Genomic DNA, 15,227 nt, shown 5'->3' with positions numbered 1-15,227 from the left:
CTGCAACACACAATAAAAAACGGCTGCCATCACTGGGTCGACGGGACAGTCGTGTTCACTGTTCGGAGCCTTCATGAACCACAAGACTTACCTGGCCCTGGCCGTTTCTTTCGGCGTTGTGCAGCAGGCGGCTGCATCGGGTTTTATCGACGACAGTAAAGCGACCCTGGACCTGCGCAACTTCTATCTCAACCAGGACACGCGCAATGCCAAGGGGGCCTCGGACCGGGAATGGGGCCAGGCCTTCATGTTCAATTATCAATCCGGTTTCACCGAGGGGGTGGTGGGCCTGGGGTTGGATCTGCAAGAGCTGTACGGCGTACGGCTGGATGCGTCAGGGCGTGCCGGCAAGGTGGGGGAGGACAACACACCCGGTAGCGTCTTCCCGCTGTCTGATGGCAAGGCCGCCAATGATTTCAGCAAGACCGGGGTCACCGGCAAAGTGCGCATCTCCCAGACCCAGCTGAAAGTGGGCACGCTGATGCCCCGGGTGCCGGTGTTGATGTATGAGGATGGCCGGTTGTTGCCCCAGACCTTTCGTGGCTACCAGGTGGACTCCAAAGACCTGAAAGACTTCAACCTCGTCGCCGGCAAAATCGAGCAGGTGCTTGACCGGAACTCCAGCAACGGCCAGGGCTTGTCCATCGCCGGCGCGAACGATCCGGTCAAGGGCAAGTCCAGCAATCAGTTCTACTACGGTGGTGTGGATTACACCGTGAACAAGCAGCTGCTGTTGCAGTACTACTACGCGAACCTGGAGAACTTCTACCAGCAACACTTCCTTGGCCTGGTACACAATTGGCAGTTGCCCGTGGGCCAGTTCAAGAGTGACCTGCGCTACTTCCACAGCACCTCGGACGGCAAGAATTCCAGCGCGGCGGGGCGTGCCGAGGGTTACGTCGGCTCGGGTTACTACGGGCCGGGCATCAACAACGGCAAGGTCGACAATAACCTGTGGAGTGCCTTGTTTACCTATTCGCTGCAAGGCCATTCGGTGAGCCTGGGGTATCAGAAAACCACGGGCGAAAGTGACTTCCCCCATATCAACCAGGGGCAGGGCCGCTCGGTGTATTTGATCACCAACTCCCAGTCGTTGAAGTTCGTCAACGCCGGGGAACAGGCCGCGGTGGGCAGCTATGCCTATGACTTTGCGAACCTGGGCGTGGCGGGGCTGAAGACCAGTGTCACCTACATACATGGCAGCCACATCCGCACGGCAGGTCGTGACAATACCGAATGGGAGCGGGACGTGCGCGTTGACTATGTGATTCCTGCCGGCACCTTCAAGGGGCTTGGGTTCATGTGGCGTGGTGCGGTGCTGCGGGGTAATGACAGCGCCGATAAAGACGAAGCCCGGTTGATGGTCAGCTACAGCATTCCCTTGCTGTAGGCTGGCTCAACGCTGGGCGAAATACCTGGCCGGGCTGCAACCGAACACCGAGCGGAACACGGCGATAAAGCTGCTGGAGCTTTCGTAGCCAATCGCGGCGGCGGTGCTGCTGACGCTTTCCCCCGCCGCGAGGTTTTCCAGGGCCACCATCATCCGCAAGCGTTGGCGCCAGGCGCCGAAGCCCATGCGGGCCTGGGCAGCAAACAGCCGCTCCAGGGTGCGTGCACTGGCGCCCACCTCGAAGGCGATTTCCTTGAGCGGCCGAGTGTCGTTGGGGTTTTGCTTGATCAGGTTGGCGGCGCGCACCGCGCGTTTATCCGAGGGTTCCGGCAGGTAAAAGGCGTCTTGCTCAAGCAATGCCAGGTGGTCCAGCAGCACGGTGCCCAGGCGGCTTTCGCGGCTGTGCTCGGGGTACTCGCCCGGCAGTTGCGCGCAGGCCAGGATAAGCTCGCGCACCAGCGTCCCGACATTTAACACCGCGCAGCGGGCCCACGGTGGAATGCTGGCCGCGCCCTGACGCACATATACGGTACGCATCGACACCTGACGCGAATGCTTGAAGGTGTGGCTGACACCCGGCGGAATCCAGAGTGCCCGCTGCGGTGGCAGAACCCAGATGCCTTCGGCCGTCAGTACCGTCATCGAACCTTTGATGGCGTACATGATTTGCGCGTGTTCCGGGTGAACGTGAGGTTCACGCAAGCCGGGCAAATACTCCCGGACCAAACCTTGCACGGGGGCCGCGCCAAACTTAATCGATGGGTGTTCAAGCATGGCGCGATCCCGATATTTTCTAGATAAGGCGGAATTTTGTGCCAGATCAAAAGGGCTGTAAAGCCGCAGGTTGGCCTACTGAAAAACCGTCGGATTGGCTAGGGCGCTTGGGTTTCCGGTTGGGTACTGTCGAGGCTTTTGGCGTGCGCCCTTCAAGGAAACCCCACCGATGTCCATCGGAAAAAACTTCGCCGGCGTCATCGCCTTCATGAAAGTCGCGGCCAGCGAAAGCTTCAGCGAGGCAGCACGCGACCTGGGCATTTCAGTGCCTTCGGTGAGTCGCAGCATTACGCGCCTGGAAACCCAACTGGCAATCAAGCTGCTGGAACGCACGACCCACAGCGTGGCGGTCACGCAGGAAGGGCGACGGTTTTTTGAAGAGTGCCTGCCCAGTGTCGAGCATCTGTTGCGCACGACCGAAGCGCTGAAACACGCTACCCAGTCGCCGTCCGGCGTAGTGCGCGTGAGCTCTACCGTGGGCTTTGGGCGCAAGTGCATTGCGCCGTTGCTGCCCGGGTTCTGTAAGGCACACCCGGACATCACCCTCGAATTTGACCTGAACGATCGCCACGTGGATTTCTCCGAGGGCCGGGTGGATGTCGCGATCCGCAACGGTCGGCTTGAGGACGCCGATGTCATTGCCAAACAGCTGGCGCCGATGAGTTTCGTCACCTGTGCCGCGCCCGAGTATCTGCAGCGAGCCGGTTACCCGCAGACCCTTGAAGACCTGGCGGCGCACAAAACCATCGCCTTTCGCCTGGCGCAATCGGGCAAGCCGCATGTGTGGGAGTTTGAAGTCGATGGGCAGTTCATGCGCCTCCCGTTGCCTTACAGCCAGTTGTTCAATGACCCGGAGCTAGTGGCGCTCGCGGCCGTAGCCGGTGGTGGTGTGGCACAGCTGGCCGGCTATCAGGCGCAGCACTGGATCGCGCAACAGCGTTTGATCGTTTTGCTGCCGGGTTATGCGGCGCAGGCGCGGGGCAGGGGGCATTACATCTGCTATCGGCAGCGCGACAAGATACCGCTGCGGGTCAAGCTGTTCGTCGACTACATGGTGCAAGCCTTCCAGGCATGACCATTGGGTAAAAGGCTTTTGCCTGGGTGCCTAATTGTCGCGGGTGGCGATGGCTGGGCACTATCCGGTGATATTTATCACTGGGAAATCAATATGTTAAGCAAAGCTATCAAACCCTGGCTGGAGTGGCTATGGGTGCTGCCGTTCGCTGCGGCGCTGTACTATCCGTGGGCGCTGGCGTGGAGTAACCAGGCGCATGTGGCAGGCGCCGGCACCCCGGTCGCCCTGGCGTTGATCCTGAGTGCCTATGCCGTGCCGCTGCTGGCGTTTGCCTGTGTGTATGTGACCGGTGTCCAGCCGGTGATGAGCACGCGTCTGGTGCTGGCGCGGCGCTTGTCGTGCCTTGCGGTGGCGGCGCCTCCCGCGTACACGCTGATGGGCGTCGTGCTGTACCTGATGAAAATCTACGGCCACGACATCGCGGTATGGAGCAGCCTGTGGCTGGCACTGACGGGCTTTTTTGCGATGGTGTCGTCAACGGGCCCGAGCATCAGCCTGGTGACCTCCGACAAGACCTATATCAAGCTGCGTGTCGCCCACGGCATCGCCTCGGTGGCGATTCTGTTGGTGTTTCTCGCGCCGCACCTGTTCAACCACCTGCTGGGTGTACTGGGTACCGATGTGCATAAGTCGGTGATGGAGGCGCTGCGGGTGGTGTATCGCAATGGCGTGTTGGAGCCGGTGATCATCGTCACGTTTTTCTTCCAGATTCTCAGCGGGCTGGTGTTGATTCGCCCGAAAACCGTCACCCGCGCCGATCTGCTGGATGCCTTGCAGACTGCATCAGGTGCGTATTTGTCGCTGTTTATCGCGTCCCATATCAACTCGGTGTTTACCCTGGCGCGTTACTTCGGCACCGACACCGATTACGCTTGGGCCGTGGCTGAGCCGGTAGGGTTGCTGGCGGATCCGTGGAGCATTCGGCTGCTGCCGCATTACTCCCTGGCGGTGTTCTTGCTGATTGCGCACTTGGGTTGCGGTTTGCGTGGTGTGTTGCGTAACCACAATGTCAGCGAGTCGCGCAGTTTGCTGGCGACCTGGTGGGTTATTGGGGTGGGCGGCGTGGTCACAATCGTCATTACCAGCGGCATGCTCGGCGTACGGGTTTAGGCCGTTGGCGGTACATGCAAAAAGTAATGTCTTGTGTAAGTTAAAGCGCTCACCGTATTATCCAAGCAAGTTCTTGTGTATATGGCTGAAACCCGATTTGCCCTTTCAGCGAATATGGAGGTTTGGATGAGCGTGGACGCATTGCTGCCGGGTGGTTCCACCGGTCTGTTCCTGGGGACGCAGGCCCTGGGCTTGAGTGTCTGGCTGACCCTCGCGGTGCTAAACAACGGGCAGGCTTTTCGCAGCTCGGTGGGTGCCGTGGGCGCGACCATGGCCATGGCGCCGCTGCACCAAGCTCCGGCTATCGACACGCCCTTGTTGAGGCGTGCGGTGCGCTCGCCACGCCTCCATCAGTGGGCACTGCTGATCGTGCTGGTCCTGCAAGTTGTCGCGGCAGTGGCGGCGTGGGCCGGCAGCTACCAATTGGTCCTCGGCGACGGCCTGGCGGCGGCCCGGCCATGGCTCAACCTCGCCCTCAGCGGCTTCTCGGCGTTCGTTTTCGCGATGCTGCTGGGCGGCTTGTGGTTCGGCTACTGGATTCGCCAGGAGGGCTTGCAGCTGACGCATTTGGTGCTGCTGGTCTGGGCGCTGTTGGCATTTGCATTGTTCAATCTGCAAGGGGCCTGACCTTGGCTTGAGGCCGAGGCTGCGATGGACTGCGCAGCTTTCGTGAAGCCTGAACCGTTGGTGTATCCGGGACACTGCGGTGATGGAATTACGGTTGCTGCGCAGCCCACCGCAGCCTCTTTTTTACTTGCGGGGCTGGATGCTGTAGGCGCAGCGCCGGTCCCCGGAAATCAAATGCTCGCACCGCTCCACCACATTCTCGTCCCCCAGCGCCGCCTGGAAAATTTGCAGCTCCGAGCGGCAGAAGCCCTGGCACTTGCGCGCAGCCACGCAGATGGGGCAGTGGTTTTCCACCAATAGCCAGCCATCGTCCAGCGGCTCCATCTGTGCCATGTACCCGGCGCGCTCGCGAATCTGCACCAGGATCTCGACTTTCTCCTGCAGGTTCGACGCGGCGGAGCAGGCCTGGATGTATTCGTGTTTGGCCGCCGCCTCCATGCTGGCGATGACTTTTTCCACGCCTTCGCTGCCAAAAATCCCTTCGATGGAGTCGATCAGGTGCAACGTCAGCACGCTGTGGGAATCCGGGAATTTGCTCTGGGCGGTTTCGGTCAGTGTCCACTTCAGCGATGGCCGACCGGCACCCGAGATGGGGGCCGATACGCCGACGATCAACTCCGCGACCTGTAGCTTCTGGATTTGCTGGCGGGCGGCTTCGGAGGTGATGTCCAACAGCGCAGCCAGGTCCGTGGTTTTCAGTGGGCCACGGGTCTTGAGCAGGAACAGGATGCGGTCCCCGGTGGATGCCTGGCTGTCGTCGGTGGGTGTGGCGTTCATAGATCGGGAATAACCATGGAAGTGACCGGTCCATTTGACCACAGGAGGCACGCCGGGGCACCTCTTGATCTGCATTAAGGCACGCTCATGGAGGGTTCCAGCTGATTTGTATCGAAAGCATTCTGCTGGCCCACTCTGCATTTTTCCCTCGCTACCATCGGCCGCCTGCCAAACCCACGAGGGAAAAGGAATGAGTGAGACCTGCGAAAGCCTGACCACACCGCCCGAGGGGTACAGCGACTGGCTGACTGACCTCAAGGGTCGAATCCACTCGGCCCAGCAACGCGCCACGTTGGCGGTAAACCGCGAGCTGGTGCTGCTCTACTGGCAGATCGGCCAGGATATTTTGACCCGGCAAGCGCGGCAGGGCTGGGGGACCAAGGTGATTGGGCGACTGGCGCAGGACCTGCGTTCAGCCTTTCCGGAGATGAAGGGTTTTTCGCCGCGCAATCTGAAATATATGCGTGCATTTGCGCAAGCGTGGCCGGATCCCGAATTTGTGCAAGGGGTGCTTGCACAATTGCCGTGGTATCACCAACTGGCGTTGCTGGATAAGCTGCCGGGACCCGAAACTCGACGTTGGTATGCCGCCCAGGCCATCGAACACAACTGGTCGCGCAACGTTCTCGTCATGCAAATCGAAGGTCGCCTGCTGGAGCGCAGTGGAAATGCCGTCAGCAACTTCGAGGGGCTGCTGCCCAAAGCCCAGTCCGACCTGGCGCGCGAATCGCTCAAGGATCCGTACCGTTTCGACTTTCTCGGGCTGACGCTCGATGCGCAGGAGCGCGAAATCGAAAACGCGCTGGTCAAACATGTCACCGATTTTTTGCTGGAGCTGGGCGCAGGTTTTGCCTTCGTAGGGCGGCAAGTCTTGCTGGATGTGGGCGGCGAGGAGTTTTTCGTCGACCTGCTGTTTTACCACCTCAAGCTGAGGTGCTATGTGGTGATCGAACTCAAGGCCGGCAAGTTCAAGCCCGACCACCTGGGGCAGTTGGGTTTTTACCTCGCGGCGGTGGACGCCCAGCTCAAGCACCCGCAGGACAGTCCTACCATCGGCCTGCTGCTGTGCAAGAGCAAGAATGAAGTGGTGGCCGAATACGCCCTGCGTGACAGCTCCCGTCCGATTGGGGTTGCCGAGTATCAACTGGTGGAATCGCTGCCGGCAGAGTTGCAAACCAGCTTGCCCAGCATCGAACAGATTGAGCGTGAGCTGGCAGGCGATTCGTAACGCGGCGCCGCCAGGCTGGACATTGGCAATCGCCTCGGCACAATGGGCGCCTTGAAAGGAACTCATCCAAGGAAAGTCATGGCCCGCCGTATGAATACCGTCTACCCAACGTTGTTGCTCGCTGGCGTGCTGATGGGCGCAGGCATGCCCGCCAGTGGCGCTTCTTTCGAGTGTAAAAAAGCTTCCACACCGGTGGAGAAGGCCATTTGCGCCAGCCCCGAGTTGAGCGAACTCGACAGTTTCCTTGGCATTTACTACGGCCAGGCAATGGCCAAACTGGCCCCCGATCAGCGCGACGAATTGCGCCGTGGCCAGCGCACCTGGCTGCAAACTCGCAACGAGTGTGCCCGTGATCCGGAAACACTGGTCGGTTGCCTGCAATCGCAACTGAGCCAGCGAGTGGTCGAGGTGGGTTCGATCACCCACAAGGATACGGCCGCTGTTGACGCAATCATTGCCAGCATTCCTTACCATCCGGCTCAGGCGGCAGAGGGGCTCAGGCGCTTTCCGATGAATGACCTGGCGGCCGCCTGGCTGGTCTACCTGCAGCGTTTTGAACCTGACAGTGGTGTCACGGCAAGCGAGGCCGAGGAGAATCGCAAGCAGGTCCTCGTAGCGCTCAAGGAAGACAACTTTCCCTGGTCGATCTGGCAGGACCTGCAAAACGATCCCGCCGTCAGCCGTGACCGGGTGATGTTGACGTTGCTGCGCATGATGATCGAGCGCGAACGGTATGAGCTGTTCGCTGACCAGCGTCCCTATGTGCACTGCTTTGTTTTCAGCCGTCAGGGCGAGGTCGCGTATGAGTCGTTCGGATCGCTGTACGGCTCCACCCGGGACAGCTTTGCACCGATTTGCGCGCCGCAGGGCGACCTGTTTGCGCAGCCGGCGTGGAAGCGGCTGGACGATAGTTTGACCGAGCCGTTGTCCACGGCATCGCAGAACGAAGGCACCATCCGCTTTGCCAGCTATGCCGACTGGAGCGCGCTTTCGCTCAAGGCTACCGCGTCGCCTCGGCTGTTTCTCCAACCGGGCACTGCCGGGCGGACCCAGGACCCTGAACTCACCCTGCGCGACTGGGGTGTTGATAAGCAATGGCCTGCCCAGCAACGCCAGCAGACGCTGGCGGCCGTTGAGCCAGCGCGGCAAGCGACGAGCGACTGGTTGCAGCACGAGCGCGGCTTTTCTGCTCATGATGCCCGGCAAGCAGCTCGGGAAATCGTTCGGCAGTGGTTGAATCTGCGACTGGACTTTATCGGCGGCCCAAGCGAGCTCTAAGGGCTCAACTGCCCGATTCAGCAGCGGCTTTCTTGCCGGTCTTGCTGGCGGGATGCTGGGTCGAGGGGCTCTTGTGGCGCGTGCTCTTCACGCTTTTTGACGGCGCAGGCGCTTTGGTTTCAGCGTCCTTGCTGCCGCTGGTGTCGGCTCCGGACGGGCTGCTGGGGTAGGTGCCCGGCGGGAGCGCCGAGCCAGGGGCGCTGTTGCCGCTCAAGGCGGGTGCCTCGGGGGCGGTGTTGTCGCCGAAGGCTGCATAGGCGGGGGCATACAGTACGAGCGTCAGGCTGGCGGCAAGTACAATCCTTTGGGAAATACAGGTCTTCATGACTCAATCCCTCTTGTTGACGGTAAGGACCGAAGCCCGGAGCATCTCCAGGCTTCGGCAACGCCTCAATCAAGACTTCCTGGAAGCAGGGGCGTGGCTTTGGGGCCCGCCATTTTCAAATCCCTGAGTGACGAGCGAATCAATGGTGTTGCCTGATTGGGAATCCGCCAGCCACGTCAAAGTTTGAAAAAGTTTGCCTGCAAGTGACGAATGGGCATCACGCAGCCAGTGGCTTGGCGCCGAGGGCCTTCTTGTGCGCGGCTTTCATCGCTTCCATCTCTGCACCAAGCTCCTCCAGCAGCGCCTTGCCCAGCAGCTTTTTCGCTTGTGGGAACATCTCGCTTTCTTCTTCCTCGATGTGGTGCTCCAACAGTTCCTTGACCACTTTGACACGCCCGGAAAACTCGGTGGTGGACGGGGAGGTCTGTTTCAAGTCCGGCAATACCAGGGAGTCGACAGTGCGATGTTCCTCCTTGGCTTCGTGGTACATGATTTCCTGGTCCTTGCCCCCAGCCTTGCGGAAAGCCGGGTAGAGGATTTCTTCCTCAAGCCGGGTATGAAGGCTGATTTCCATCTCCAGTTTGGCCAGCAGCTCCGTACGCTTCTTGACGCCGCGCTCGGTCGACTCACTCAGTTGGCTCAGGATGGCTTTGACGCGTTCGTGGTCGGCCTTGAGAAGATCAATGGCGTTCATGGGTGACACCTCACGGGTAGCGGAAGGGCGGGTCGAAATGCCCACCTGTCCAGAGCTCTACAGCATGAGTTGTACCAAGTTGAACTTAATATTTATTTGTTTATAAAACAATGAGTTATTGATAGTCAAAGCGAGCTTGGATCGTGCAGCTTGCACGGACGGAGGGCGGCTTGCATGCATTAAACAATGTCTATCCTCCGCTGACTTTCCATTGCTGGATGTCTTCTGCGAACACAATCTGCTCAACCTCATCGGTAATTCCGTAGGCCAGCGACTCGTGGGCGGCAATCACTTTTTTCTCGGCCGACAAGCACTTGAAAATATCCAGGTGCGTCTCTGCCGTGGCGGCTTCCAGTTCGTGGGTTTTCACGTGGCGCGCCATTTCATCGGATGGACCTGTCGCAACCATTGGGCGAGAGCCATCCGCTGCAATTTTAATGAACCCTCAGGCGTGTTGATTGACCTAACCCATACGACCTCAGGAGGATGAATCATGCAAATCGAATATGTCTGGATTGGCTTGGCAGTGATTCTGGTACTGCTGGAGCTGTGGGCGATCAACAGCGTGCTGCGCAGTGGCAGTGGCTGGGAAACCAAGGGGTTATGGCTGGTGGTGCTGATCTTCATGCCGCTGTTGGGGCTGATCCTCTGGGCGCTGTTTGGACCGAAGGGCGTCAACCGTGCAACCCATGCCACCGGGCATGGCAAAGGCTGATACAGAATTGGAAAAAAAACAGGCGCCCGAGGGCGCCTGTTTGCATGGGCTGGCGTTAAGCCGCCAGTGCTTTGGCAATTGCCTGGTTGAACGCTGGCAAGTCATCCGGTGTACGTGAAGTGATGAGTGTCCAGCCGTTGGCCGGGCATTCCTTCACCTCAGTATCCACCCAGTTTTCTGCCCCGGCGTTGACCAGGTCGGTGCGCACGCTTTTATAGGAGGTGAGGGTTTTGCCGCCGATCACCCCGGCATCGATCAGCGCCCACGGGCCGTGGCAGATGGCGGCGACGGTTTTCCCGGCCTTGACGAAGTCGTTGATCAGCCGCAAGGCGTCGGCGTCCTGGCGCAGGGTGTCGGCGTTGACGGTGCCGCCGGGGATGACCAGTGCATCGAAGTCGCTGCCGCTCAGCTCTGAGAGCTTGGCATCGGACTCCACGGTCCGGTCTTTCTCGGTGTCCTGAAGGAAGGTCTGCGTGCTGCCACCCTTGCTCGAACCGTGGGTTACCGTAGCGCCGAAACCACGCAGGGCTTCCAGCGGCTTGAGCAGCTCGTCGCGCTCGATGCCGGTGTTGGAGGTGATGATCAGAATCTTCTTGCCGTGCAGTTGCAAACTCATGGTCGAGTGTCCTCCTGAGTAGGGTGTGCGAATGCTGCTACCGGACTGTTGAGCGGATGCCTGAGCAAAAGGTTTAAATTAATTTGCGCTTATTTCCCGGGGCCCCACCCGGGACAATTTCCTTGAACTATCGAAAACCCAAGGGCTCTGCTGCATAACGGCTCCGTGCTGGAGCGTTATGTTTTCAACAGGAGGAACACCCCATGGGCACCGCAAAAAACGCCGACAAAACTCCCGATGCCATCAGCTCAGAACAGGCGCAGAAAGGTCGCCAGATTGATGAGCAGGACAGCTCCCTGCAGCGCCCCAACCCCAAGACGGAAACCGTCGACAAGGTGATCACGCCGACATCGATCAAGGACACACAACGGCAAACCGACCGGATCAATGAGAAGGCTGCTGAAGCCGAGCGCAAGCTGGGTCAGTGAGGGACGGAGGCAGTCATGGGCCGATGCACTTAACCTGCAAGCATTGCCTGGCGAAAGGCATGAATGTGGTCAACGATTTGCCTTGATGCCTCGCTGATTGCGGTGCGTGTGTTGCCGGCGATATGCGGCGTCAGGATCGCGTTGGCAACGCCAGTCAAAGGCGATTCGAACTGGTCTTTTTCCCGGGCGAAGGTATCGATGGCGACCCCCTTGATATGGCCGGGAAAGCGCTGCATGAACGTCGCCAACTGGCCCTCGTCGACGATGCCGCCACGTGCGGTGTTGATCAGGATCGACCCGGGTTTCATCCGTGTGAATGCGGCAGTGCCGAACAAGCCTTTGGTCTGCGCCGTGAGTGGCGTGTGAATGGACACCACGTCTGCCTCCTCCAGCAATTCGTCAAGCGAGGCGCGCCATTGCACGTCCAGGTTCGCAGCGGCCTGTTGGGTGAATCGCTCGGAGCCGGTGGCGATCACGTTCATGCCCAGGGCTCGTGCCTTATGGGCGAGCGACTGGGCGATTCTGCCGGTGCCCACCAGCCCCAGGGTCAACTCGGCAATTTGTGGCGCGGGTGCGAGCAGGCCTTTTGACCACTGGCCTTGATGGGTCTTGGCGTTGTAGAGATTCAGGTCACGAGACAGGAACAGCGTTTGTGCCAGCGCATATTCAGCCACGGCCGTCGCGTTGGAGCCTGGGGTATTGAGTACGGTCACGCCACGCTCGGCGGCGGCCTTCAAGTCGATATGGTTAAGCCCGACACCCGCCTGGGCGATCGCCTGTAACGGGCTGCCCAGATCCGGCGACGCGGCGGCGTTGATCAGCGCAGCCCCCAGGGGAATGTTCAAACGGGTCTTGAGTACGCTGTAGCCGCCGGCCTCTACCACCGCACCGATCAGTGAAGGCGTGTCGTGGCAATTGATATCCACGAACTGAACGCGCCCGGCGTAGTGCGTTTGGATACTGTCCTGGTCGGCGAAGTAGTGCAGGTTTAGGGTGATTTCCAGCCCGTATGCCAGGCATCGCTCGATTTCGTCATGCAGCAAGGGTGGGCTGGGTGCATCCAGAATCAGGACGGGAAACGCCATGGGTCTATTCCTTTGCAAAGCTATCGGGCCAAGCCTGTGTCAGGCGTCCACTTGCATCACTTCCAGCCCCAGGCATTCATAAGCCTCGACACTGCCCGGCGGCACGTGCCACTCGGTAATCAGCGTGTGAATGCGGCTGCACGGCGCCACCACGAATGGCTCTACGGCCCCCAGCTTGTCGGCCAGGGTGACAGCCACCACGTGGGAAGCGCTGTCGAGCATAGCCTGTTTCACCGCGACTTCTTCGAAGTGCAACGAGCTGATGCCGACCTGTGGATGCAGTGCGCACACGCCCGTAAACAACAAGTCTGCCTTGATGCCCTGGATCAGCCGCAACGCCTCGTGCCCGCTGGCGGCCATGGTCACCGGGTTGAGCTGCCCGCCGGCAAGGATCACCGTCACATTGGGATGCTCGGACAACGCGATGGCAATCATCGGTGAGTGGGTGACGGCAGTCAGCTTGATGGCGTGCGGCAAGGACTGGGCGATTTGCAGGGTGGTGGTGCCGGAGTCGAACAGCACGATCTGGCCGTCTTCCACGCGATCGGCGGCGAGCTGCGCCAGGTGGCGTTTCGTCGCGGTGGTTTCGCCAAAACGGGTGAAGAAATCCTTGCCGGTGTCCTTGGGCCTTGGCAGCGCGCCGCCATGCACGCGTTGCAGCAAGCCGGCGGAGGCGAGTTCGCCGAGGTCGCGGCGGATGGTGTCCTGGGAAACGGCGAAATGCTCCACCAGGTCCGAGGCGGTGACTTTGCCATCGCGCTCCAGCAGCAACAGGATTTTCTGTTTGCGCAAGGAGGGCAGGTCGATGGCGGCATGGGTGTTGTGCATGTTTGTGCTCGTTATTGCGTGTTTATGCAAGATTAATCAGGCGAAGAACTAAACGCAATGGGGGCCGCATGTGGGCGGCACCGGAGCAGTTGGTGAACCCGAGGTGACGCAGGAGATTTTGCTCCCGAGCGCCGTTCCAACAGGACGTTACTGAGCAAAAAAATCGTAAAAAAGTAAAAAGAGTTGTCCACGAAAACCGTGGGTATCTCTGTGGATAACTTCCCTTGAGCCCGGCGGGTATGGCGATTTAACCCGCGGTTAATATTTGATCAGCCGCTGTTTATGGCCAGTATGGGCAGGCTTTTCGTCTTGACAGGCACCGGCGAAACCGGTGCCGAAATGCACATTTACGAGTCGTTGGGGCGCACGGTGGAGGGGCCGGCGACCTGTGTCGGCCGCTTCGTTTGCATCAGGTTGTTGAGGGCCTGGCGATAGCTGCTGCCGCCCATGCGCATGCTGTCATTGTGAGTCGCGCCGGGCACCAGCAACAAGTGTTTGGGTTCTTGTGCGGCATCAAACAATTCCTGGCTGAAGCGCGGTGGCACAAAGGCATCGGCTAGCCCATGGACCACCAGCAGCGGCATGTGGATGTCAGCGATCTTGTCGATGGAGTCGAACTTCTGCGACAGCAGCCAACGTACCGGCAGTGAGGTGTTGGCGACGGCCGTGGCCACATCCGCCAATGAGGTAAACGTGGATTCGATCACCATCCCGCGCACCGGCGGCGGCCTATTATTCTGCGCGGCCTGCTTGCCCAGTTCTGCCGCCAGGTCGATGGCCACCGCGCCGCCCAGGGAATGACCGTAGATCAGGCGCTTGGCAGGGTCGGGTTGCAGCACCTGGAAACGCTCCCAGGCAATGCGCGCGTCTTCGTAGACACTGGTTTCGGAAGGCAGGTCGCCCTGGCTCTGGCCGAAGCCGCGATAGTCGATGGCCAGTACCGAGAAACCCAGGGCCCGCAGTTGCTCAATGCGAAACAGCTGACCCGTGAGGTTCCAGCGTACGCCGTGCAAATAGAGGATCGCTGGCGCGTCCTTCTGCGCAGCCGGCCACCACCACCCATGAATGTTTTGGCCGGACTTGAACCTTGCGGGTTTCAGGTCAAATTCCTGCACATCCCGGGGCAACCCGCTGTACCAGCTGGCAGTACCCGGTTCCACACGAAACAGCAGCTCGCGCTCTTTGTGCTGCAGCACGGCGCAACCCACTGGCAGGCCGATGATCACGGCAGCCATGCACAGCAGGGGAAACCAGCGCAGGCCGAGACGGGACATAAAACGTGAAAGCATGAAGGTTCCAGAGCAGGGGCAAAGCACGGGTTTTAACAGATGCCCTGGCCGTGCAGGAAATATTTAGACAGTCGTCACCGGGCATTGCTTGCAAAGTATTACAGCGTGCCTTCCAGCAATGAGACGAAGTGCCCAGGCAACGGCGACGGATTTTCGGTGTTCCTATTGAGGTAGAGGCCGATGCTGGAAGACGCCGCGGTGAGGGGGCGAAACACCACCTTGTCGCTGGTCATCGAGCGCGCAATCGACTCCGGCACCAGCGCTACGCCAAACCCGCACGCGACCAGGCCGATCAGCGTGTGCAATTGATCGGCTTCCTGGACCACCCGTGGAGAGAACCCCGCGGCCTCGCACAACCCGATCAATTGATGGTGGTAGCCACTGCCCAATACCTGTGGCGTGAACACAAAGTCGGCGCCGGCGAAATGGTTCAGCTCGATAGCGTCGTCGTCGGCATTGGGATGGTCTACGGGAAGTGCCATCAGGATCGGTTCATCGAGCAGCAGCCGGGACTCGATGTGATCCGCCTGGCCCGGGAGATAGCGCAAAACGGCCAGATCGGCCTCGCCTGCCGAGAGTGCCTTGGCCTGGCTGGCGGAGGGCATTTCCTTGATCACCAACTGTACCTTGGGGAACGCGAGCCTAAATTGCCGCAGGGTTTCGAGCAGCCACGGGTAGCCGGCAATCGACACCGACGTGATGGTAAGTGTGCCGGCGGTGCCTTGGGAGACTTGCCGGGCATTTTCGACACCGTGCTGCAGTTGCCCGAGGACCGCGTACGCCGTTTCAAGAAACGCCGTGCCCGCCGGCAGCAACTGCACCCCGCGCCGGTCACGCTCCAGCAGGGCAAACCCCAACTTCTCTTCCAGCCGATTGATCGCCTGGCTCAACGCGGGCTGTGCCATGTGCAGGCGCAGCGCAGCCTTGTGAAAGTGCAGCTCCTCGGCGACAGCAATGAACTGGCGCAGCAGGCGGGTTTCGATCATCG

18 protein-coding genes are annotated in these 15,227 nt (G+C 60.1%); 8 read left to right on the top strand and 10 right to left on the bottom strand.

Annotated elements, in window-relative coordinates; translation table 11 throughout:
• Window positions 1-73 precede the first annotated feature (73 nt).
• On the top strand, window positions 74-1,390 hold the full coding sequence (locus HKK54_RS29625; protein ID WP_169388780.1) for an OprD family outer membrane porin: 1,317 nt from the start codon (window positions 74-76) through the stop codon (window positions 1,388-1,390).
• A 6-nt stretch (window positions 1,391-1,396) separates the two neighbouring features.
• Here HKK54_RS29625 and HKK54_RS29620 read toward each other — a convergent pair whose 3' ends face one another.
• On the bottom strand, window positions 1,397-2,125 hold the full coding sequence (locus HKK54_RS29620; protein ID WP_169388779.1) for an AraC family transcriptional regulator: 729 nt from the start codon (window positions 2,123-2,125) through the stop codon (window positions 1,397-1,399).
• 208 nt (window positions 2,126-2,333) lie between these two features.
• Here HKK54_RS29620 and HKK54_RS29615 point away from each other — a divergent pair, with 208 nt between their 5' ends.
• The 3 genes from HKK54_RS29615 to HKK54_RS29605 all read left to right on the top strand — a co-directional run bounded on the left by HKK54_RS29615 (window position 2,334) and on the right by HKK54_RS29605 (window position 4,976).
• The gene (locus HKK54_RS29615) at window positions 2,334-3,239 is read left to right on the top strand and encodes a LysR family transcriptional regulator (protein ID WP_010171756.1); all 906 of its coding nucleotides are present in this window, start codon (window positions 2,334-2,336) and stop codon (window positions 3,237-3,239) included.
• A gap of 93 nt (window positions 3,240-3,332) precedes the next feature.
• Complete coding sequence (locus HKK54_RS29610) at window positions 3,333-4,349, top strand: hypothetical protein (protein ID WP_169388778.1); 1,017 nt, start codon at window positions 3,333-3,335, stop codon at window positions 4,347-4,349.
• 126 nt (window positions 4,350-4,475) lie between these two features.
• The gene (locus tag HKK54_RS29605) at window positions 4,476-4,976 is read left to right on the top strand and encodes a DUF2165 family protein (protein WP_169388777.1); all 501 of its coding nucleotides are present in this window, start codon (window positions 4,476-4,478) and stop codon (window positions 4,974-4,976) included.
• A gap of 123 nt (window positions 4,977-5,099) precedes the next feature.
• Here the strand turns inward: HKK54_RS29605 and HKK54_RS29600 are convergent, their stop codons facing one another.
• Window positions 5,100-5,753: a helix-turn-helix transcriptional regulator gene (locus tag HKK54_RS29600; RefSeq protein WP_169388776.1), complete on the bottom strand. Its 654-nt coding sequence runs from the start codon at window positions 5,751-5,753 to the stop codon at window positions 5,100-5,102.
• A gap of 190 nt (window positions 5,754-5,943) precedes the next feature.
• Here HKK54_RS29600 and HKK54_RS29595 point away from each other — a divergent pair, with 190 nt between their 5' ends.
• Together HKK54_RS29595 and HKK54_RS29590 are read left to right on the top strand one after the other, a co-directional pair.
• Window positions 5,944-6,981 carry a PDDEXK nuclease domain-containing protein gene (locus HKK54_RS29595; protein WP_169388775.1) on the top strand — a complete coding sequence of 346 codons (1,038 nt, stop codon included), beginning with the start codon at window positions 5,944-5,946 and terminating at the stop codon, window positions 6,979-6,981.
• 78 nt (window positions 6,982-7,059) lie between these two features.
• Entirely contained in the window at window positions 7,060-8,259 is a 1,200-nt protein-coding gene (locus tag HKK54_RS29590; RefSeq protein ID WP_169389389.1) for a lysozyme inhibitor LprI family protein, read from the top strand.
• A gap of 4 nt (window positions 8,260-8,263) precedes the next feature.
• On the opposite strand, the gene HKK54_RS29585 is transcribed toward HKK54_RS29590, so the two are convergent.
• The 3 genes from HKK54_RS29585 to HKK54_RS29575 all read right to left on the bottom strand — a co-directional run bounded on the left by HKK54_RS29585 (window position 8,264) and on the right by HKK54_RS29575 (window position 9,648).
• Window positions 8,264-8,584 (bottom strand): hypothetical protein, encoded by a 321-nt coding sequence (locus HKK54_RS29585; protein WP_169388774.1) that lies wholly within the window; start codon window positions 8,582-8,584, stop codon window positions 8,264-8,266.
• A gap of 217 nt (window positions 8,585-8,801) precedes the next feature.
• Window positions 8,802-9,278: a hemerythrin domain-containing protein gene (locus HKK54_RS29580; RefSeq protein ID WP_010171742.1), complete on the bottom strand. Its 477-nt coding sequence runs from the start codon at window positions 9,276-9,278 to the stop codon at window positions 8,802-8,804.
• A 190-nt stretch (window positions 9,279-9,468) separates the two neighbouring features.
• On the bottom strand, window positions 9,469-9,648 hold the full coding sequence (locus HKK54_RS29575) for a peptidase (RefSeq protein ID WP_237151021.1): 180 nt from the start codon (window positions 9,646-9,648) through the stop codon (window positions 9,469-9,471).
• Between the two features lie 123 nt (window positions 9,649-9,771).
• Between HKK54_RS29575 and HKK54_RS29570 the strand changes: the two genes are divergently transcribed.
• On the top strand, window positions 9,772-9,993 hold the full coding sequence (locus HKK54_RS29570) for a PLD nuclease N-terminal domain-containing protein (protein ID WP_010171737.1): 222 nt from the start codon (window positions 9,772-9,774) through the stop codon (window positions 9,991-9,993).
• 55 nt (window positions 9,994-10,048) lie between these two features.
• On the opposite strand, the gene HKK54_RS29565 is transcribed toward HKK54_RS29570, so the two are convergent.
• The gene (locus HKK54_RS29565; protein WP_169388773.1) at window positions 10,049-10,609 is read right to left on the bottom strand and encodes a type 1 glutamine amidotransferase domain-containing protein; all 561 of its coding nucleotides are present in this window, start codon (window positions 10,607-10,609) and stop codon (window positions 10,049-10,051) included.
• A 203-nt stretch (window positions 10,610-10,812) separates the two neighbouring features.
• Between HKK54_RS29565 and HKK54_RS29560 the strand changes: the two genes are divergently transcribed.
• Window positions 10,813-11,037 (top strand): hypothetical protein, encoded by a 225-nt coding sequence (locus tag HKK54_RS29560; protein WP_169388772.1) that lies wholly within the window; start codon window positions 10,813-10,815, stop codon window positions 11,035-11,037.
• 29 nt (window positions 11,038-11,066) lie between these two features.
• On the opposite strand, the gene HKK54_RS29555 is transcribed toward HKK54_RS29560, so the two are convergent.
• The 4 genes from HKK54_RS29555 to HKK54_RS29540 form a co-directional block, all read right to left on the bottom strand.
• Complete coding sequence (locus HKK54_RS29555; protein ID WP_169388771.1) at window positions 11,067-12,122, bottom strand: NAD(P)-dependent oxidoreductase; 1,056 nt, start codon at window positions 12,120-12,122, stop codon at window positions 11,067-11,069.
• Between the two features lie 39 nt (window positions 12,123-12,161).
• Window positions 12,162-12,950, bottom strand: a complete 789-nt coding sequence (locus HKK54_RS29550) for a DeoR/GlpR family DNA-binding transcription regulator (protein WP_010171729.1) — start codon at window positions 12,948-12,950, stop codon at window positions 12,162-12,164.
• A 347-nt stretch (window positions 12,951-13,297) separates the two neighbouring features.
• On the bottom strand, window positions 13,298-14,239 hold the full coding sequence (locus tag HKK54_RS29545) for an alpha/beta hydrolase (protein ID WP_169388770.1): 942 nt from the start codon (window positions 14,237-14,239) through the stop codon (window positions 13,298-13,300).
• Between the two features lie 98 nt (window positions 14,240-14,337).
• A complete protein-coding gene (locus HKK54_RS29540) occupies window positions 14,338-15,225 on the bottom strand; it encodes a LysR substrate-binding domain-containing protein (protein ID WP_169388769.1) in 888 nt (295 codons plus the stop codon).
• Window positions 15,226-15,227 lie beyond the last annotated feature (2 nt).

It is taken from the genome of Pseudomonas sp. ADAK13 (assembly GCF_012935715.1).
In the GTDB taxonomy this organism is placed as follows: Bacteria; Pseudomonadota; Gammaproteobacteria; order Pseudomonadales; family Pseudomonadaceae; genus Aquipseudomonas.
Note: the sequence above shows the minus strand (reverse complement) of the source record. Positions and strands in the feature narration are given on the sequence as shown.